General features: G+C 30.0%; 19 protein-coding genes. All 19 read left to right on the top strand.

Going from position 1 to position 19095, the window contains the following annotated elements; genetic code table 11:
• The first annotated feature begins 17 nt into the window (after positions 1-17).
• From SHI72_RS09245 to SHI72_RS09155, 19 genes are read left to right on the top strand one after another with little or no spacing between them, the layout of a single operon-like run.
• The gene (locus SHI72_RS09245) at positions 18-887 is read left to right on the top strand and encodes an ABC transporter permease (RefSeq protein WP_369827384.1); all 870 of its coding nucleotides are present in this window, start codon (positions 18-20) and stop codon (positions 885-887) included.
• Positions 888-943: 56 nt separating this feature from the next.
• Positions 944-2227, top strand: coding sequence for a polysaccharide ABC transporter ATP-binding protein (locus tag SHI72_RS09240; protein WP_086894419.1), 1284 nt, complete (start codon positions 944-946; stop codon positions 2225-2227).
• Positions 2224-2919 (top strand): WbqC family protein, encoded by a 696-nt coding sequence (locus tag SHI72_RS09235; RefSeq protein ID WP_323489792.1) that lies wholly within the window; start codon positions 2224-2226, stop codon positions 2917-2919. The genes SHI72_RS09240 and SHI72_RS09235 overlap by 4 nt, the downstream gene beginning before the upstream one ends.
• An 8-nt stretch (positions 2920-2927) precedes the next feature.
• Entirely contained in the window at positions 2928-3584 is a 657-nt protein-coding gene (locus SHI72_RS09230) for an acetyltransferase (RefSeq protein ID WP_086894421.1), read from the top strand.
• A 16-nt stretch (positions 3585-3600) separates the two neighbouring features.
• The gene (rffA, locus tag SHI72_RS09225; protein ID WP_323489791.1) at positions 3601-4734 is read left to right on the top strand and encodes a dTDP-4-amino-4,6-dideoxygalactose transaminase; all 1134 of its coding nucleotides are present in this window, start codon (positions 3601-3603) and stop codon (positions 4732-4734) included.
• A complete protein-coding gene (locus tag SHI72_RS09220; protein ID WP_323489790.1) occupies positions 4727-5887 on the top strand; it encodes a hypothetical protein in 1161 nt (386 codons plus the stop codon). The genes rffA and SHI72_RS09220 overlap by 8 nt, the downstream gene beginning before the upstream one ends.
• Positions 5887-6918, top strand: coding sequence for a glycosyltransferase family 2 protein (locus tag SHI72_RS09215; protein WP_323489789.1), 1032 nt, complete (start codon positions 5887-5889; stop codon positions 6916-6918). The genes SHI72_RS09220 and SHI72_RS09215 overlap by 1 nt, the downstream gene beginning before the upstream one ends.
• The gene (locus SHI72_RS09210) at positions 6915-7757 is read left to right on the top strand and encodes a glycosyltransferase family A protein (protein ID WP_323489788.1); all 843 of its coding nucleotides are present in this window, start codon (positions 6915-6917) and stop codon (positions 7755-7757) included. The genes SHI72_RS09215 and SHI72_RS09210 overlap by 4 nt, the downstream gene beginning before the upstream one ends.
• Positions 7758-8651, top strand: coding sequence for a glycosyltransferase family 2 protein (locus tag SHI72_RS09205; protein ID WP_323489787.1), 894 nt, complete (start codon positions 7758-7760; stop codon positions 8649-8651).
• Positions 8648-9658 carry a glycosyltransferase family A protein gene (locus SHI72_RS09200; protein WP_323489786.1) on the top strand — a complete coding sequence of 337 codons (1011 nt, stop codon included), beginning with the start codon at positions 8648-8650 and terminating at the stop codon, positions 9656-9658. Before SHI72_RS09205 ends, SHI72_RS09200 begins: the two co-directional genes overlap by 4 nt.
• Before the next feature lie 3 nt (positions 9659-9661).
• Positions 9662-10579: a glycosyltransferase family 2 protein gene (locus SHI72_RS09195; RefSeq protein WP_323489785.1), complete on the top strand. Its 918-nt coding sequence runs from the start codon at positions 9662-9664 to the stop codon at positions 10577-10579.
• A 9-nt stretch (positions 10580-10588) separates the two neighbouring features.
• The gene (locus SHI72_RS09190) at positions 10589-11257 is read left to right on the top strand and encodes an acylneuraminate cytidylyltransferase family protein (protein WP_323489784.1); all 669 of its coding nucleotides are present in this window, start codon (positions 10589-10591) and stop codon (positions 11255-11257) included.
• Between the two features lie 15 nt (positions 11258-11272).
• Positions 11273-12313, top strand: a complete 1041-nt coding sequence (gene neuB / locus SHI72_RS09185; RefSeq protein ID WP_323489783.1) for an N-acetylneuraminate synthase — start codon at positions 11273-11275, stop codon at positions 12311-12313.
• A gap of 10 nt (positions 12314-12323) precedes the next feature.
• The gene (gene neuC / locus SHI72_RS09180) at positions 12324-13460 is read left to right on the top strand and encodes a UDP-N-acetylglucosamine 2-epimerase (RefSeq protein WP_323489782.1); all 1137 of its coding nucleotides are present in this window, start codon (positions 12324-12326) and stop codon (positions 13458-13460) included.
• A 1-nt stretch (position 13461) separates the two neighbouring features.
• A complete protein-coding gene (locus tag SHI72_RS09175) occupies positions 13462-14271 on the top strand; it encodes a hypothetical protein (protein WP_323489781.1) in 810 nt (269 codons plus the stop codon).
• Positions 14268-15665, top strand: coding sequence for a CDP-glycerol glycerophosphotransferase family protein (locus SHI72_RS09170; protein ID WP_323489780.1), 1398 nt, complete (start codon positions 14268-14270; stop codon positions 15663-15665). The genes SHI72_RS09175 and SHI72_RS09170 overlap by 4 nt, the downstream gene beginning before the upstream one ends.
• Positions 15658-16755: a glycosyltransferase family 4 protein gene (locus SHI72_RS09165; RefSeq protein ID WP_323489779.1), complete on the top strand. Its 1098-nt coding sequence runs from the start codon at positions 15658-15660 to the stop codon at positions 16753-16755. Before SHI72_RS09170 ends, SHI72_RS09165 begins: the two co-directional genes overlap by 8 nt.
• A gap of 21 nt (positions 16756-16776) precedes the next feature.
• The gene (locus SHI72_RS09160; protein ID WP_323489778.1) at positions 16777-18210 is read left to right on the top strand and encodes an MBOAT family O-acyltransferase; all 1434 of its coding nucleotides are present in this window, start codon (positions 16777-16779) and stop codon (positions 18208-18210) included.
• Positions 18210-19091 (top strand): hypothetical protein, encoded by an 882-nt coding sequence (locus SHI72_RS09155; RefSeq protein WP_086894437.1) that lies wholly within the window; start codon positions 18210-18212, stop codon positions 19089-19091. Before SHI72_RS09160 ends, SHI72_RS09155 begins: the two co-directional genes overlap by 1 nt.
• Positions 19092-19095: the final 4 nt, after the last annotated feature.

Genomic DNA, 19095 nt, shown 5'->3' with positions numbered 1-19095 from the left:
GAATTTTTAAAATGTCGATGAATAAACCTGAAAATGCTTCAACTCCTTGGTTGTTTGAAATAACACCTAAGAATAATTTTTTTTCGCTGAATTTAAAAGAAATTTGGCAATATCGAGATTTGTTATTTCTTTTTGTAAAGAGAGATATCGTAACAGTTTATAAACAAACTGTTTTAGGGCCGCTTTGGTACTTAATTCAACCCTTGTTTACTTCGATAACATTTACTATAATATTTAATAATGTAGCTGGAATCGATACTGGTTCTGTGCCTCCCTTTTTATTTAACTTAGCAGGAATTACTGTTTGGAATTACTTTACAGCTTGCCTTACGGGAACTTCAGATACTTTTAGAGCCAATGCAAGTATATTTGGAAAGGTCTATTTTCCTAGAATTATTACTCCTCTCTCCATCGTAATTTCCAACTTGATCAAGTTTGGAATACAACTCTTAATTTTTATCGTTTTTTATATTTATTATTATAGTCAAGGTGCAATTATTAGCCTAAATATTATATCATTATTTTTTCCTTTATTAATTATTCTCATGGGGATTTTGGGATTGGGATTAGGAATGATGATATCTTCTTTGGTAACTAAATATCGCGATTTTAGCCATTTAATTGGTTTTGGGGTTCAGTTGCTTATGTATCTTTCTGCTGTTGTATATCCTATGGCATTGATTAAAGATAAAATCCCTAACTATGGCTGGTTGGTGCAATATAACCCATTGGCTTATATTATTGAAACATCTAGATATATGCTTTTAAATGTTGGAGATGTTTCAGTTGCAGGATTAGTATATACTTTGGTTGTTACTATTTCAATATTTTTGATTGGACTTTTAGTTTTTAATAAAACGGAAAAGAGTTTTATTGATACGGTTTAATTCAAAATGATTTGAATATTTTTTATAATTCATCATTTACAACTTATAATTTTTAATTGGAACAAGACATTATATTAAAAGCTGAAAATATCTCGAAACAATATCGTTTGGGACAAGTAGGAACAGGTACTTTAAGCCATGATTTAAATCGATGGTGGCATCGCATACGTGGAAAAGAAAATCCATATTTAAAAATTGGAGATTCTAATGACCGCAGTACTAAAGGAACTAGTGATTATGTTTGGGCTTTGCAAGATATTAACTTTGAAGTGGAACGTGGTGAGGTTTTAGGAATCATAGGTAAAAACGGAGCAGGAAAATCTACTTTATTAAAAATATTATCAAAGGTTACGGCACCCACTAGAGGAAGCATTAAATCTCGCGGGCGTATTGCATCTTTGTTAGAAGTTGGAACGGGTTTCAATCCAGAACTAACGGGTCGGGAAAATATCTACTTAAATGGTGCTATTTTGGGAATGACAAAAAAAGAGATTACTTCTAAACTTGATGAAATTATTGATTTTTCGGGTTGTGAGCGCTATATAGATACACCAGTAAAAAGATATAGTAGCGGAATGACCGTTCGTTTAGCTTTTGCAGTTGCAGCATTTCTAGAACCTGAAATTTTAGTTATTGATGAGGTTTTAGCCGTAGGGGATGCCGAGTTTCAGAGAAAAGCTATTGGTAAAATGCAGGATATTTCTAAAGGAGAGGGTAGAACTGTTTTGTTTGTGAGCCATAATATGGCAGCAGTAGAGACACTTTGTACACGTGTTATATGTATGGAGTATGGACGAATTTGTAGGGATGGAAATCCAACTAAAGTTATCTCGGATTATTTGCAAAGTAGTACTTTTTCTGAGCGAATGATTAATTTTGATTCTATTGCTAATGCTAAGGGGAACGAAAATATTCTGATTATGTATGCCGCTATTGAAAATACTTCGTCGACAAATAAAAATGATGTAATTGATGTGACCTCATCGGTTGATTTTAAACTTAAAATCATTAACCAAACAGATAGTGAATTAATTTCTGTAGGGTTTGATTTAAGAACCATTAAGGGAGATGTTGTTTTTGGATCTGGTAGTAAATTTGATTGCAAACTGAATGAAGTTAGTGAAATTACTTGTCAAATTCCCGCTAATTTTTTAAATGATGATGTGTATCAAATACATGTTTATTTCCACACAAACGATATGAGAGTTTTGTTTAATGACGAAGAACTATTAACTTTTGAGATAAAAGACGTTAAGAGAGAATCGGGTTATTTAGGTAAAGTAAACGGAATGATTAGACCTTCATTAGTTTGGGCTATTAATGATGTTTCCACGGTATGAAAAAAGTAGCTATTTTACAATCTAATTATATTCCTTGGAAAGGTTATTTTGATTTGATAAATCAAGTAGATGAATTTATTATTTATGATGAGATGCAGTACACCAAAAATGATTGGAGGAATAGAAATAAAATTAAAACTAATAATGGAATTCAATGGCTTACAATTCCAGTAAGAGTTGACAGTTTACATCAAAAAATAAATGAAACTAAAGTTTTTGATAAAAACTGGAGTAAAAAACACAAAGCAACTTTACAAACTAATTATGGTAAAGCAAAGTGTTTTGATGAAACAAAGGATTTTATTTTTAATTTATATGACCAAATTTCTAAATCGGAATTGTTATCTGAAATAAATTATACTTTTATAAAAGCATTATGTAATTATCTACAAATAGACACTAAAATAACCTTGTCTAGTGATTATGAGCTAGTTGTTGGAAAAACAGAAAGATTAGTTGCTTTATGTTTACAAACTAATGCATCCCACTATATTTCTGGACCTTCAGCAAAAAGTTATATTGATGAAAATTTATTTGCAGATAATAATATAAAACTCGAATGGATGGATTATTCCGGTTATACTGAATATGAACAATTACACTTAGGATTTGATCATGGAGTTTCTATTTTAGATTTGATTTTTAATGAAGGAAAAAATGCGAAAACTTTTTTTAAGAGTGATTTTAATTAATTAAATAGATGAAATTAATAATTTTTGGCACAGGAGAGTTAGCGCAATTGGCGTATTTTTATTTTAGTCATGATAGTGAATATGATGTTCTTGGCTTTACACTTGATTCTACATATATTGATTCCCCAAACTATTTAGGTTTACCTCTAATTCCTTTTGAAGAAATTGAAAACATATATCCTCCAGATGAATACAAAATGTTTATTGCTATTGGTTATTCTAAATTGAACCAGAATAGGATTGATAAATATAATCAAGCTAAAACCAAAGGTTACGTTTTGGCTAGTTATGTTTCGTCCAAATCAACCTCTTGGCCAGGATTAGTAGTTGGAGAGAATACTTTTATAATGGAAGATAACACGATAATGCCGTTTTGTGTTATTGGAAATAACATTTTAGTCTTTGTGAATAATATAATAGCACACCATATGGTTATCAAAGATCATGTTACAATCACTTCACATTGTGCAATAGGAGGTAATGTTATTATTGAAGAAAAAGCATTTATAGGACTAAATGCTTCCTTAAGAAACAACATTGTTATAGGTCAAGGAGCAATAATAGGTACAGCTGCTAATGTTGTTAAGGATGTAGATGATTATAAAGTTATGATGGGGAATCCAGCTAAAGCTTTAGAAATTGATTCTAGTGAGATAAAATTGTAAAACTATTTATATTTTGATGATAAATTTCAATAAACCTTACCTTACAGGAAAAGAAACTTTATACATTATCGATGCGGTAGCTTCAGGAAAAATATCAGGTAATGGTAAATATACTCAATTATGTCAAAAGTTTTTTGAACAAAAGTATGGGTTCGAAAAGTGTTTATTGACTACATCTTGTACCGATGCATTAGAAATGGCTGCTATACTTATTGACATTCAGCCGGGAGATGAGGTTATAATACCTTCTTATACTTTTGTATCTACTGCAAATGCGTTTGTATTACGTGGAGCAAAGATTATTTTTGCAGATTCTAATTCATTCAATCCTAATATAGATGTTACTACATTAGAATCTTTAATTACATCTAAAACTAAGGCAATAGTTCCTGTACATTATGCAGGAATTTCCTGTGATATGGATGTAATAATGGAAATTGCTAATCGCTATAATTTGTTTGTAATTGAAGATGCTGCACAAGCAATAGATAGTTTCTATATCGGAAAAGATGGTGTAAAAAGAGCGCTAGGATCGATAGGGCATTTAGCTGCTTTTTCTTTTCATGAAACTAAAAATATCATTTCCGGTGAAGGAGGGATGTTGGCAATTAATGATAAGCAGTTTGCAAATCGTGCAGAAATTATTTGGGAGAAAGGAACTAATCGGTCCGCTTTTTTTAGAGGTGAGGTAGATAAATATGGTTGGGTTGATATTGGATCTTCTTTTTTGCCATCTGAAGTAATTGCTGCTTTTCTTTGGGCGCAAATAGAGCATTTAGATGAAATTCAGAAAAGAAGAAAACAAATTTGGAATCAATATTACGAAGGCTTAAAAAAAAATGAGAAGGAAGGGGATTTTAAATTACCGCAACTGCCTCTTTATGCTACAAATAATGCTCATATGTTTTATTTGATTTTTGAATCACTAGAAAAGAGAAATGAATGTATTACTCGTTTGAAAAACAAAGAAATTTATGCTGTATTTCATTATTTGAGTTTACATAAAAGTCCATTTTATTCAAATCAACATTCGGGAGGAGAATTGATCTTTAGTGATTTGTATTCAGATAGATTATTACGACTACCATTTTATTATGAATTATCAAAAGAGGATATTGATTCAATCATATTTGCAATAAAGAATGAGTAAGAAAAAGATATTATTTGTTGTCTCTGATTTTTATCATAACGGGGCGCAGCGAGAGATGTACGAATTTGATAGTGCATTAGATAAGGATAAATTTGAAGTGACCCTACTTAGTTTAACAGAGTTAAATATAAGATTAGATTTACCGGATTATTTTCATGAAAAACACCTCAGTTTAGGCACTGAGATTCTTTTTTTTAAAGATTTTATCAAGAAACCCAAAAAAGGATTGGGTTTTAAAATATTAAATAAAATATTAAGGAATTCATTGAATAAAAAAGTTAAAGAAAATAATATTGCAAATTTAGTTACCTTACTTAATAAATATGACAAGGTGATATTTATGGGAGAATATGTTTATCAATCTTTGGCAAATAGTATTCCAGCAGATTATTTTAAGGAAATTTTTATTTTCATCATGTGTTCAAGGTTTCAATCAGAAAGTTATAGAAATTTTGATAAAAATAAAAAATTTGTCTTTATTGGGGGATTTGATAGTGCAAAACAAATTGAACATGAATTTGAAGGTTTTAATAATTACAGATTTGAATTTATGCCTTTTTGTTTAGCCGTGACAAATGAGTATAATAAATGGCAATTTAATGAGACATGTAAAACTAAAAAGATAGGAATATTTACAAGATTGCATAAAGACAAACCTTTAGATCCATTTTTATACGCCTATCAGGTTTTGTTAAGTCAAGGTTATAATATTGAGCTGCATGTTTTTGGAGTTGGGGATTATAAGCATGCCGAATATGATCGTTACGTTAATAATTTAGATTTGAACGGGAAGGTTTATTTTAGAGGGCATCAGTCAGACATGAAAAAAACTATTCTGGAAGAAAAATTAGATTTAGTTTGGTTTCAAGGATATAATAATTTACCTGCAGGTTTCGCAGCATTAGAAGTATGTTTAACCGGAACTCCTCAGCTTTTTTGGGATTTTTTTATTGGTGATAATGAACAAATAAATAGGTTAGATGTTGTTTATCCGCACTATAAAGATCTATTGGCATTTGTTGAGGCTTGCAAAATAGTTCTATATGATCGTAAAGTTGCTGAGTTTCTTTCAGATAAACAATTTTATGATGTTTTTAAAAATAGAGATATTTTTAAAAATGTTGGAAATATTGAAAAAATACTGTTAGAATAATGAATATTTCTAATCATCCAAGAATTACAGTATTAATGCCTGTCTACAATTGCGAACTTTATATAAAAGAATCAATTGATAGTATTTTAAATCAAACTTTTTCAGATTTTGAATTTATAATAATTGATGACGCTTCTACAGATGAAACATTATCAATTATAAGAAGCTATGATGATAATAGAATTAAATTAATTAAAAAACCATTAAATACGGGTTATACTAATAGTTTAAATCACGGATTAAGTATTGCAAAAGGAGAATATATTGCAAGAATGGATGGTGATGATATAAGCTTGCCGGAACGTTTTGCAAAACAAGTTGCTTTTTTAGACACAAATCCTGAAACAGTGCTTATTGGTACATTCTTTAAAATTATTGGCAGGGATAAAATTATTACCGTTCCGGAATATCATGACGCTATAAAATTAGCAATGCTTAAGGATTGCTGCATAGCACACCCAACGGTAATAATTAGGAAAAGTTGTTTAGATAAATTCTCTTTAATTTATGACGAAAAAAAAGAACCAGCCGAAGATTATGATCTTTGGACAAGATTATTAGCAGTAGGAAAATTACATAATTTACAAGAAGTTTTGCTTCATTATCGCGTTCATAGTTCGCAGGTATCTCATAAAAGGAATGAACAACAAAGAAATATCGCATTAGAAATAAAAATTAATTTATTGAATAATCTCGGTTTTGAAAAGAACGATCAGACACACGATTTTTTAAAGAAAATGATAGCACGAAGAGAATCCTTTTCTTTTATAGAAATGAATCAGTTTGAAGATTTAAAAAGCAAATTACTTTTAGCCAATCAAAAGTCATTTTTTGAGCAACAAGGTTTTGAAAAATATCTGTTTGAGATTCAGAACAATCTATTTAAAGATTACTTTTTAAAAAGAGAAAGATATTCACCGATAATTTATTTTCAATATTTGAAAATTAAATACAATTGGCAAATTAAATTAAAGGCATTGCATGAAATTAAATTATTTGCGAAATCAATAATTTTCTACAGCAAAAAATGAAAGACGCAAAAGTTTCAATAATAGTTCCATGCTACAATCAGGCTCAATATCTTGATGAAGCTTTGCAATCTGTTTTAGATCAGACCTATAAAAACTGGGAATGTATTATTATTAACGATGGCAGTCCTGATAATACAACGGAAATTGCAGAAAATTGGATTGCAAAAGATAAAAGATTTAAATACTATTATCAAGAAAATGCAGGAGTTAGCAGTGCAAGAAATTTAGGTATTACAAATGCTCTTGGAGAATATATTCTTCCAATAGACGGAGATGATAAAATTGCTAAAGATTATATAAATCATGCAATAGAGGCTTTTGAAAAGGACATTTCGTTGAAAGTAGTTTATTGTAAAGCAGAAAAATTTGGAGACGAAACCGGCAACTGGAATTTAGCACCATTCTCCCTTAAAGCATTAGCATTAGACAATATGATTTTTTGCTCTGCTGTGTATCGAAAAAGAGATTGGGAATTAGTTGGAGGTTACGATGATAATATGCAGGAAGGGCTTGAAGATTGGGAATTTTGGATAGCCTTTCTAAAAAATGGCGGCAACGTATTGTGTTTAGATATAACAGGATTTTACTATAGAATAAAATTAGTGTCAAGGCAAAAAAAACTAGATACTGTTATAAAAGATAAACTCTTTAATTATTTAAGCATGAAACATGCCGATTTTTTTGTACAGTATTTAGGATCTTTTGGAGCATTAAATAATAATTTGCTAAAAGAAAGAGAAGCATTTTCTAGAAAACTAAAAAGCGAAAAATTTGTACTTGATTTGTTTTGCAAAACTTTTTTTGGATTTACAATTTTCGGAAAAATAAATAAGAAATAAGTGCTGGCGATAGTTATACCATATTTTAAATTATTTTTTTTCGAGGAAACTTTAAGGTCTTTGGCTGACCAAACTGATAAACGATTTAAAGTCTATATTGGTGATGATGCCAGTCCTGAAAATCCCGAAAGCTTATTAGAAAAATACCAAGATAAATTTGAATTTTCGTATCATCGATTTGGAAGTAATTTAGGAAGTACTTTACTCACACAACAATGGGAACGCAGTATTAAATTAGCTGATAATGAACCTTGGCTAATGATTCTAGGAGATGATGATGTTTTAGAAAATAATGTTGTGGAGGAGTTTTATAAAAAACTGAATGAAGTTGAAAGAGAAGATATTTCTGTAATAAGATTTGCTACAGTAAAAATAGATGAAAGCAGTAAATTAATAACTAAAGTTCATAGCCATCCTAAAATTGAAGAAGCAATTGATTTTTTATTTAGGAAAACAAGGTCATCATTAAGTGAGTATGTTTTTCTTAAATCTAAAGTTGTAGAGATTGGATTTAAAAGTTTTCCTTTGGCTTGGTTCTCAGATGTTTTAGCTGTTTTAGAATTTTCTGATTTCAAAAGAATTTTTACAATTAATTCTGCCATTTTAAAAATCAGAATTTCAAATATTAATATATCTGGTAAGAAAGATAATTTAAAGCTAAAATCAGTAGCAAAATTTGAATATTATTATTATTTAATTACCAATAAGAGTAATTATTTCGCTTATAGTCAAAGAAAGATTCTGTTATCTAATCTAGAGAAATGTTATATTAATGATAAAAAAAACGGTAATTTTTTTTTAAAAATAACTAAAACTTATTTACTGAATTTTTGGATAAATGACTATTTCAAATTTATACAATCTATACTTAATAATTATTTAAAAAAGAAATGAGAACTGGGATTAATCCAAGTCGAAATCAAGAATTGCCTAAATCTGAATATTTGCATCAGATTATTATTCCTGTATATATACCTAGTCAGGAAGGATTTTTTAAAGACAGTTTAGCAATTTTAAAATTATGTTTGGAATCTTTATTTGCTACAATACACAATAAAACTTTTATAACCGTTGTCAATAACGGAAGTGATATAGTGGTAGCAGGTTATTTAGATTCTCTTTTAAATAAAGATAAAATACAGGAACTTATTCATACTCAAAATATTGGAAAGTTAAATTCTATCCTAAAAGGGTTGGCTGGAAATAGTATTGAGCTGGTTACAATTTCAGATGCAGATGTATTATTTCTGGACAATTGGCAAAGAGAAACCGTAGATATTTTTAAAAATGTTCCTAAAGCTGGAGTTGTTGGGATTGTGCCTCAATTTAAAATGTATGAAAGTAATTGTGGAAATGTATTATTTGATAATATATTTAGCTCGAAACTTCGATTTCTTCCTGTGAAAAATAAAGAAGCCCTAATACGTTTTTATGATAGTTTAGGTTGGGATAGAAATTATAATCAGGATTATCTGGAATACAATTTAGGTCTTAAAATTAATGAGAATCAAAATGTTCTCTTAGGTTCAGGGCATTTTGTAGCAACTTATAAAAAAGATGTTTTTAACGAAATAATAAGTTATATCCAATTTAAAATGGGCGGTACAAGCGAACAATATTTAGATAAAGCTCCGCTTAAAAAAGATTATTGGCGTGTAACAACACAGGATAATTATGCCTGTCATATGGGAAACACTTTAGAAAATTGGATGATTGTTCCTCAAACTTTAAAAGACGATATTGAAGAATTAAAGTACGGTTTTAAGAAAAACCAACCAATAAGCCCGTTTTTATACTGGATAAAAAATAAGCTTTTTGTAAAGTTTATTTCGATAAAAGTATTGATAAAGATATTTCTAAAATGGAAAAAATTACCCAAAGAAATGATTTCAAAATATTAGTAAATGACATTTCTTTCTAAAGAATTTACAATATTAATTACAACCAAAAATCGAAAAGATGATTTGGCATTTACATTGCGTAAAAGTCAGGATTTATTAGATCGGGAAGATGTTGTGTTCATCATTTGTGATGATGGATCAACAGACGGTACAGACTTATTTATTCAGAAAGAATACCCAAATATTCAACTCATCCGGAATACGGAAAGTAAAGGATTAATTTATAGCAGAAACAGATTAATGGATTTGGTTACTACCGAATTTGCAATTTCTATTGATGATGATTTACATTTTATTACTCAAACTCCTTTAGAAATTATTAAGAGCACTTTTAATGAAAATCCAAATATAGGGCTACTCGGTTTTAGAATTTTTTGGAATCTTCAGGAACCCAAAACAATTAATTCTGATGAGGTTTTGCATCGTATGAAAAGTTTTGTTGGCTGTGGACATGTTTGGCGAATGAGTGCCTGGAGAGATATTCCGGATTATCCGGCTTGGTTTATTTTTTATGGAGAAGAAGATTTTGCATCCTACCAGTTATTGAAGAAAAAATGGGAGATTTATTATTTACCCCAAGTTTTAGTAAATCATAGAGTAGATATAAAATCTCGTAAAAAAAATTCCGATTATGCTTTGCGATTACAACGTTCATTACGCGCTGGCTGGTATTTGTATTTTTTATTTTATCCGATTAAAATTATCCCACGAAAATTAGCATATTCAATTTGGATGCAGTTAAAATTAAAAGTCTTTAAAGGCGATTTTAAAGCTTTAAAAGCATTGTTTTTAGCCATATTAGATTTGTTGTTTTCAATACCAAAAATTATTAAAAATGCAAATAGGTTATCCATACAGGAATATCAGAACTATCAAAAATTAGAAGAAACAAAAATCTATTGGAAACCGGAAGATAACTAATTTAGCTAAATGAAAACTATTGCTATAATTCCCGCTCGCGGAGGATCTAAACGATTGCCTCAAAAAAATATAAAGTTACTTGGTGAAATTCCGTTACTTGCCCATAGTATTCTATATGCTAAAGCAAATAAAGAAATCATCGATGAAATATATGTTTCTACAAATGATGAGGATATTAAAAAAATTGCGTTAGAATTTGGAGCAAAAGTAATTAGTAGGCCCGAAAGTATTTCGGGAGATTTAGAACCAACAGTTTCAGCCTTAAAAAACGTGTTGGAACAAATTACAGATACCGTTGAGAATGTTGTTTTATTACAAGCCACAAATCCGCTTCGACCACAAAACTTATTAAAAGAGGCGCTTGAAATTTATCAAAAAGAAAAACACAATAGTTTATTTACCGTTTCCAGAAACCATCAAAAATTAGGAAAAATAGTAAACCAGAAATTTATTCCGTTCAATTACGAAATCGGTCAACGAAGTCAGGATTTAGAGCCGCTTTTTTTCGAAAATGGATTGCTTTACATTACAAAAGCCGCCCTGATTATGGAAAATATTATTATTGCCGAAAATGCATTTCCTTTCAAAATAGATTCTATTTTTGCCGGCGTAGATATAGATATTCAAGAAGATTTTGATTACGCCGAATATCTATACCAAAAACATATAAAACCCTAATTCATAACCTACTTTATGAACCCATTTATAGAAATTGCAGGACGAAAAATCGGACTAGATTTTCCCCCTTTAGTTATTGCCGAAATCGGAATTAATCACGAAGGCTCATTGCAGGTTGCCAAAGAAATGGTAGATGCTGCAAAAAGAGCAGGAGTTGAGGTCGTAAAACACCAAACTCATATTGTTGAAGATGAAATGAGCGGAGCTGCCAAAAAAGTAATTCCGGGAAATGCCGATGTATCTATTTATGAAATAATGGAACGCTGCTCACTTAATGAAGCTGACGAACTTGAACTTAAAAATTATGTAGAAAGTAAGGGTATGATTTTTATATCGACACCATTTTCTCGTGCTGCAGCCGAAAGACTGAAGAAATTTGATATTCCAGCCTATAAAATTGGTTCAGGAGAATGTAATAATTATCCATTACTGGAACATATTGCTTCATTTGGTAAACCTGTTATTTTAAGTACAGGAATGAATACTATAGAAAGTGTTCAAAAAGCTGTTGCTGTTTTTGACAAACATAATATTCCCGTTGCACTCTTGCATACAACAAATTTGTATCCAACACCAATTCATTTAGTTCGTTTTGGAGCAATGACAGAACTGCACAATGCTTTTCCTGATAAAGTTTTTGGTTTAAGTGACCATACCTTAAATAATAATGCATGTTTAGGAGCCGTTGCTCTTGGGGCAAGTATTCTTGAAAGACATTTTACAGATCAGATGCAGCGAACAGGTCCGGATATTGTATGCAGTATGGATGAAAAAGCCTGCGCTGAATTAATTGTTTCGAGTGCAGAAATTGCCTTGATGCGTGGCGGAACAAAAAAACCGGCATTAGAAGAACAAGTGACAATAGATTTTGCATTTGCCACCGTTTGTGCAATAGCATCAATTAAGAAAGGAGAAAAATTATCTAAACAAAATATTTGGGTAAAACGTCCCGGAACCGGAAAAATCTTAGCAGAACATTTTAATGATTTAATTGGAAAAACTGCTTCAAGAGATATTGAAAACGATGAACAATTGGATTTTACTGATTTTGAGTAAAATATTTTAAATGAAAAAAATCCTTTTCTTAACAGGAACACGTGCCGATTTTGGCAAGATAAAGTCACTCATTTCGATTCTAGAAAAACAGTCGGAATTTGAAGTTTTCGTATTTGTAACCGGAATGCATTTACAAGAAATATATGGTTATACTTTGATTGAGATCGAACGCTGTAATTTTAAAAATGTTTTTACATTCGAAAATCATACACATGAAACTACAATGGATCTTACATTGGCAAAAACCATTGAAGGATTATCAAATTATAGCAAAGAGATAGAGCCCGATATGATTGTCGTGCACGGTGATCGTGTCGAAACACTTGCAGGCGCAATCGTAGGATCGCTTAATAATATTTTAGTTTCTCATATAGAAGGCGGAGAAGTTTCAGGAACTGTTGATGAATTAATTCGTCACAGCGTTAGTAAATTAAGTCACATTCATTTTGTATCCAATAAACAAGCCGAAAAAAGATTGTTGCAAATGGGAGAAATTAAAGAATCTATTTTTACAATTGGTTCTCCCGATATTGACATCATGTTTTCGGATCAATTACCGGATTTAGCAATTGCAAAAGCATATTATAAAATAGATTTTGAAAAATATGCCATTGTAATGTTTCATCCTGTAACTACAGAAATTAAAGAAATGCAAAAATATGCTGAAACTTTTGTTACTTCATTATTGCAAGACAATCATAATTATATAGTCATTTTTCCAAATAATGATTTAGGAAGTCAGTTTATTATTGAAGCCTATAAAAAACTGGAAGAGAACCCAAGATTTAGAATATTTCCATCATTGCGTTTCGAATATTTCCTGACCCTATTAAAAAACAGTCAGTTTATTATCGGTAATAGTAGTGCAGGAATTCGAGAAGCTCCGTATTACGGAATTCCAATTATTAATATCGGAACCCGTCAGCAGAACAGAGCAGTTCATGCAGACATTATCAACACCGATTATTCAGAAAAAGGAATAAAAGAAGCACTTTCAATTATTGATTCTCACAAAGTTCAAGTTGTTGAAGATGATTTTGGAGAAGGAAACAGCAATGAATTATTTCTTCAAAGCATTCAAAAAGCGGATATTTGGCAACTCAATCATCAAAAACAATTTAGAGATGTTATAAATATCAGCACATAAAATGGATAATTCGAGAATAGCAATACTTTCTACAGTTATAAATTTTGATTTATATTCTAAAAGCTCGCAGTTTTTTCCAAAAAACATTCAGAAATATGTTATTGATGGTCGAAACGGAATGCACGGTTTACACAGCATTTTTTATATGATGAAAAAGCTACGAAATAAAAACATCGAATGGCTCATTATGGCAGATGAAGATGTATTATTTCAGGATACTAAGATAGTTTTTGATCTTATTGATAAAATGAAGTCCGAAGATTACATGCTTTCTGGTATTAGAGATGGAGGAATAATTTCGCATAGAGTTTATAATCCGCATGTTATCAATACATTTTTTTCGATCTTAAATTTTAAAGAACTTGAAAGAATATGGAACAGAAATGAAATAATTAAAAACAACTATATTCTTGAAAATGAATTTATGGATGATATAAGTAATCTAATAGGTAGTTATGAAACAACAAGTTTGTATGAACCCTATTATTGTTTTTACTTTTGGTTAAGAAGAAAAAATAAGAAATTCCTTTTCCTGGATACTGAAATGTATAAAGACCAAATTAGTAATTCGGTATTTTATAATGAAAAAATATTTCTCTACCATACCTGGTTTGCCAGAGCTTATGGAAATAGTGATAAACATACTGAGAGAATTGATGATCTATTTAATCTATTAGCATTTAAAGCTGATGAAATTTCGAATCCTATAATTTTTAGAGATAAAACATTTTTTATAATTCAGAAAATGAAGAAAAATTATCGAAGAGTAGTAAGGAAAATTTTAAAGATTAAGAATTTAGGAAAAAAATGAAAAAATTAGGAATAGTAATAACCGACGGAGTAGGATTTAGAAATTTTGTCATGAGTGATTTCATTAGCGAAGCAGTGAAACAATTTGATGAAATCATTATCTATTCTGGTTTGCCTGAAAGTTGTTATCAGAATTTTAATAATTCAAAACTCGAAATAAAAGAGCTTGCTGTTTTTAAAGAAGGAAAAGCAACATGGGCTTTTAGAAAATGGAAAGAAATTGCCCATTTACAAAAAAACAAATCCTTTTACGGGATGAATGATAATCTTGTTTCAGGTTATCCTAAAAATAATTCAGTTCGTTCATTATTTGTAAAAAACATTTATTCTTTTACAAATTTTATAAACTCAAATTCAAGTATTTTATTAGCCGAAAAAATTCAATTTTCATCTTTCTCAAAAGATAGGATCACAAGAGAATATATAGAAATACTTAAAAAAGATAAACCCTCGCATTTGTTTTTTACGCATCAGCGTCCGCCTTATTTAGCGCCATTTTTGTACGCGGCAATTCAAACAAAAACTCCAACAAGTACCTTTATTTTTAGTTGGGATAATTTAGCTTCAAAAGGAAGAATGTTAGGAACGTTTGATAAATTTTTGGTTTGGAGTCAGTTAATGAAAGAGGAGCTGCTCTATTTTTATCCAAATGTAAAAAATGATGAAGTTCAGGTTGTTGGAACACCACAGTTTGAACCTTATGTTCTCGACAAGTATAAATCTTCAAAAGAAAATTTTCTTGCCAAATTTGGGTTAGACAGCAATAAAAAAATCATTTGTTACAGTTGTGCCGATGTTTCTATTGGGTCAAATGATCCAATTGTAATTAAAACCATTGCCGAAGCTATTCGAAATAATGAAATTGAAGCACAAGTACAGCTTTTAGTACGAACATCTCCGGCCGAAGATGATAGCCGATTCAAAACTATTCGCGATGAATTTCCTGAAATTATCTGGGATGTACCAAAATGGATTCTAACCAGAGAAAATCATCAGGAAAGCTGGTCGCAGCGAATTCCAAGTGATGAAGATATTACAAATTTACGATCATTATTAGAAAATGCCGATTTAAGCATCAACATGTGTTCTACCATGAGCCTCGATTTTATGCTGTTTGATAAACCGGTAATTAATACCGTTTTTGGAAACCTTGAAAATGGTCTTTATAACGATCAGAGATTTTTAAATTACAATCATTACAAAAAAGTGATTGATGGTAACGCTGTAACCATTGCTAAAAATAAACAGGAATTAATCGATCAAATCAATCAAACATTTAATAATCCTGAAGAAAGAAAATCAGAAAGAAAATCAATGATTGATTTACAAATCGGGAAAAGTTTACAAGGAACCAGTAAACGTATTGCCAAAACTTTAGCCTCATTCCATGACTAAAATAGCAATACTTTGCAATTATCAATTACTTCCTGAAAGAGTGGGAGGTATGGATTATTTTTTCTGGGATTTTGATAAAAAATGCAAAGAAAATAATGTCGAAGTCGATTGGTTTTTCCCAAATACATCAAATCACGGATTATATTCTAATTTGACAATTTACAGTAATGAAAAGGAAAGTGTCGAAAATAATTTCCTCTCCTTTTGCAAGCAAAATAAAACAGAATATTCTCACATCATAACTCATTTTGTAGAACTGTGCACGCCTTTTTTCTATATAATCAGCAAACTATCAAAAGCAAAAATTATTGTCGTTGATCATAATCCACGACCTTTAAGCGGATATTCATTTAAAAAGAGAATAAACAAAAGAATAAAAGGAATTTTAGTCTCAAGATATATTGATGTTTTTGTTGGCGTTTCAGAATATTCTAAAAAAGAACTTATAAAAGATTTTGGCAATCATATAAAAAGTAAGATTCTTGTTATTCCGAATGGATTAGACGTTTCGAAATTTATACAGAAAACGGATTTTTCTTCTAATAACAAATTTATTGTTGCCTGCCATTTACGAAAAGAAAAAGGAATTCAAGACTTAATAACAGCAGTTCAGGGGATTCGGGATTTGCATAATTTTGATTTTTCAATTGATATTTATGGAGAAGGTAATTATCAGGAAGAATTAAATAAAATGATTGAGGAGTTTTCTCTTCAGAGTATATTTAATTTTAAAGGCAGCGTATCAGATTTGAATGAAGTTTATTGCAAGTATGATTATCTTATACATCCTTCGCATGGAGAAACATTTTGTTATACAGTACTGGAAAGTTTACTGTGTAATTTGCCAGTAATTACGACTCGAAATGAAGGTAATGTGCTTGGTTTGGTAATGGAAAATAAAAACGGATTTTTATTTGATACATTAAGGATAGATCAATTAAAAGAAATTTTGCTAAATATTCTAAATCAAAACTATATTTTTAAGAATAACTCAGTTATTAATGATAATTTGCAGACTTTTTCGCTAACCAAAATGGTAGATAATTATTTTGAATTAGTTAATAAAAATCAAAACTTTAAACGTAATTAAAATATTCATTAATAGGATTATATGTTTTTTAACTCCATAGCATTTGCTATTTTTTTACCAATCGTTTTTTTCTTGTATTGGTTTGTTTTTAATAAAACCAAAAGCACTCAAAATGCTTTACTAATTGTTGCCAGTTATTATTTTTATTCTTGTTGGGATTGGAGATTTCTGTTTCTATTAGTTTTTTCTACATTTCTGGATTATTATACCGGAATTCAAATCGAAAAAGGAAAATCAGAAAGAAGCCGAAAGTTTTGGTTTTGGCTCAGTATTCTGGTCAATTTAGGTTTTTTGGGAATTTTTAAATACTATAACTTTTTTGCTGCCTCTTTCTCAGATTTATTAAACTCAGCTGGTTTTAAGGCAAGCCCAATTTTATTGAATGTGATTCTTCCAGTCGGAATTTCATTTTATACTTTCCACGGTTTATCATACGTAATCGATATTTATTTTAAAAGAATAAAAGCCGAATATAACTTTGTAGATTATTCTCTGTTTGTTAGCTACTTTCCACTTTTGGTTGCAGGACCAATCGAAAGAGCTACACATTTATTGCCACAGGTAAAAGTTAAACGTGAGTTTAATTTTCAAATGGCGAAAGAAGGTATTTACCAAATTATTTGGGGATTAGTTAAAAAAGTTGTCATTGCAGATACTTGTGCTACTTATGCCAATGCTATTTTTGATAATTATACTTCAATGAATTCTTTCTCTCTTATTTTGGGCGCAATATATTTTGCATTCCAAATTTATGGGGACTTTTCAGGATATTCAGATATTGCACTAGGAGTTTCTAAGTTATTTGGTTTAGATTTATTACGAAATTTTAATTATCCATATTTCTCACGAGACATAGCTGAGTTCTGGCGCCGTTGGCACATTTCGCTGTCGTCTTGGTTCCGTGATTACCTTTACATTCCTTTAGGTGGGAGCAAAGGTGGTATTTGGATGAAAATCAGAAATACCTTTATCATTTTTGTAGTTAGCGGATTTTGGCATGGTGCGAATTGGACATATATTGTTTGGGGATTTATAAATGCAGTTTACTTTCTGCCTCTACTTTTATCAAATAGCAACAGAAACAATATGGATGTGATTGTACTAAAATGGAATTTTGGCTCTGTAAAAGTAATAATGAGTATTCTCTATACTTTTTTATTGACCTGTGTTGCTTGGGTATTTTTTAGAGCCAGAACAATAACCGATGCAATTGAGTATTTGAAAAGGATGATTTCTAATGGGGAATTTAAAATTCAATTTTTAGCAAATGATCGAAGTAATTATGAATTGATAATTATGATTGGTTTGTTTGTTTTAGTTGAATGGAATAATCGTAATAAAATAGAACCTATTTCGGGAAAAAGAAGCTTATTGAAATTAGCTTTAGCAATAGCAGCTATTATGGCATTAGGTACTTTTTCAGATTATAAAGAATTTATATATTTTCAGTTTTAATGAGGAAATTTTTAATTTATCTAGTTAAGGTATTAATAATAAGTATTTTGGTTGCTATAGTTTTAGATGCACTTTATACTGGCATTTTTATGCAATCTAAAAACAGAGGAAAAGTAGAAACAGTTTTCACTTCAAAAGCTCAAAACTATGACGTTGTTTTTTTGGGTACTTCCCGCGCAAACAATCATTTTGTTGCTCAAATGTTTGAAGATAAAGGATTAAAAACGTTTAATTATGGTATGAGTGGTGGTCATTTATATGAAACATCTCTATTATTAAAGTTAATGATAGAAAGAAAGTTTAAAATAAAAAACATTATTCTTGAAGCAGATTTAAGTCTTGCAAATGACCAGGAAGCAGAAGGGATTTCGGCTAAATTTTTACCTTATATTCATAATTCAAATGTTATAAAAAATCATTTTTTGTCGCAGGAAAATTTTAATGAATTATATTATATTCCTTTTTATAGATATGTAAAATACGAAACCAAAATTGGTTTCAGAGAAGCTTTTTATACCGCAATTCATAAAAACACAAATACGCTGGACAACTTAGGGTATTATCCGTTGGTAAAGCACAAAAACGGTAATATGAAAAATAACATCGCAAATCTTAATCCTTTACCGCATAATAAATATTACGAAGAAATTAAAAAGATATGCAAAGACAATCATATTAATTTTATAGCCGTAATGACTCCAATGTGTGAAAATGTTGTGGGAATGAATTATTTTGAGAAAGTAAAAAAGGTATATCCGGAGATTCATAATTATGAAAATGTGGTAGTCGAGGACAAATATTTTGCCTCATGCGGGCACATGAATGATACAGGAGCAAGAATGCTTACAGCCAGAATTTTAAAAGATTTTTTTAAGAGATAAATTT

It is taken from the genome of Flavobacterium sp. PL02 (assembly GCF_035013205.1).
GTDB lineage: Bacteria > Bacteroidota > Bacteroidia > Flavobacteriales > Flavobacteriaceae > Flavobacterium.
This window is presented reverse-complemented; position numbering and strand designations above follow the sequence as displayed.

Bases quoted from the DNA above. Each gene is read 5' to 3' on its own strand.
- SHI72_RS09245 (WP_369827384.1), top strand. From the start codon at position 18: ATGAATAAACCTGAAAATGCTTCAACTCCTTGGTTGTTTGAAATAACA.
- SHI72_RS09235 (WP_323489792.1), top strand. From the start codon at position 2,224: ATGAAAAAAGTAGCTATTTTACAATCTAATTATATTCCTTGGAAAGGT.
- SHI72_RS09230 (WP_086894421.1), top strand. From the start codon at position 2,928: ATGAAATTAATAATTTTTGGCACAGGAGAGTTAGCGCAATTGGCGTAT.
- rffA (WP_323489791.1), top strand. From the start codon at position 3,601: ATGATAAATTTCAATAAACCTTACCTTACAGGAAAAGAAACTTTATAC.
- SHI72_RS09220 (WP_323489790.1), top strand. From the start codon at position 4,727: ATGAGTAAGAAAAAGATATTATTTGTTGTCTCTGATTTTTATCATAAC.
- SHI72_RS09215 (WP_323489789.1), top strand. From the start codon at position 5,887: ATGAATATTTCTAATCATCCAAGAATTACAGTATTAATGCCTGTCTAC.
- SHI72_RS09210 (WP_323489788.1), top strand. From the start codon at position 6,915: ATGAAAGACGCAAAAGTTTCAATAATAGTTCCATGCTACAATCAGGCT.
- SHI72_RS09200 (WP_323489786.1), top strand. From the start codon at position 8,648: ATGAGAACTGGGATTAATCCAAGTCGAAATCAAGAATTGCCTAAATCT.
- SHI72_RS09195 (WP_323489785.1), top strand. From the start codon at position 9,662: ATGACATTTCTTTCTAAAGAATTTACAATATTAATTACAACCAAAAAT.
- SHI72_RS09190 (WP_323489784.1), top strand. From the start codon at position 10,589: ATGAAAACTATTGCTATAATTCCCGCTCGCGGAGGATCTAAACGATTG.
- neuB (WP_323489783.1), top strand. From the start codon at position 11,273: ATGAACCCATTTATAGAAATTGCAGGACGAAAAATCGGACTAGATTTT.
- neuC (WP_323489782.1), top strand. From the start codon at position 12,324: ATGAAAAAAATCCTTTTCTTAACAGGAACACGTGCCGATTTTGGCAAG.
- SHI72_RS09175 (WP_323489781.1), top strand. From the start codon at position 13,462: ATGGATAATTCGAGAATAGCAATACTTTCTACAGTTATAAATTTTGAT.
- SHI72_RS09170 (WP_323489780.1), top strand. From the start codon at position 14,268: ATGAAAAAATTAGGAATAGTAATAACCGACGGAGTAGGATTTAGAAAT.
- SHI72_RS09165 (WP_323489779.1), top strand. From the start codon at position 15,658: ATGACTAAAATAGCAATACTTTGCAATTATCAATTACTTCCTGAAAGA.
- SHI72_RS09160 (WP_323489778.1), top strand. From the start codon at position 16,777: ATGTTTTTTAACTCCATAGCATTTGCTATTTTTTTACCAATCGTTTTT.
- SHI72_RS09155 (WP_086894437.1), top strand. From the start codon at position 18,210: ATGAGGAAATTTTTAATTTATCTAGTTAAGGTATTAATAATAAGTATT.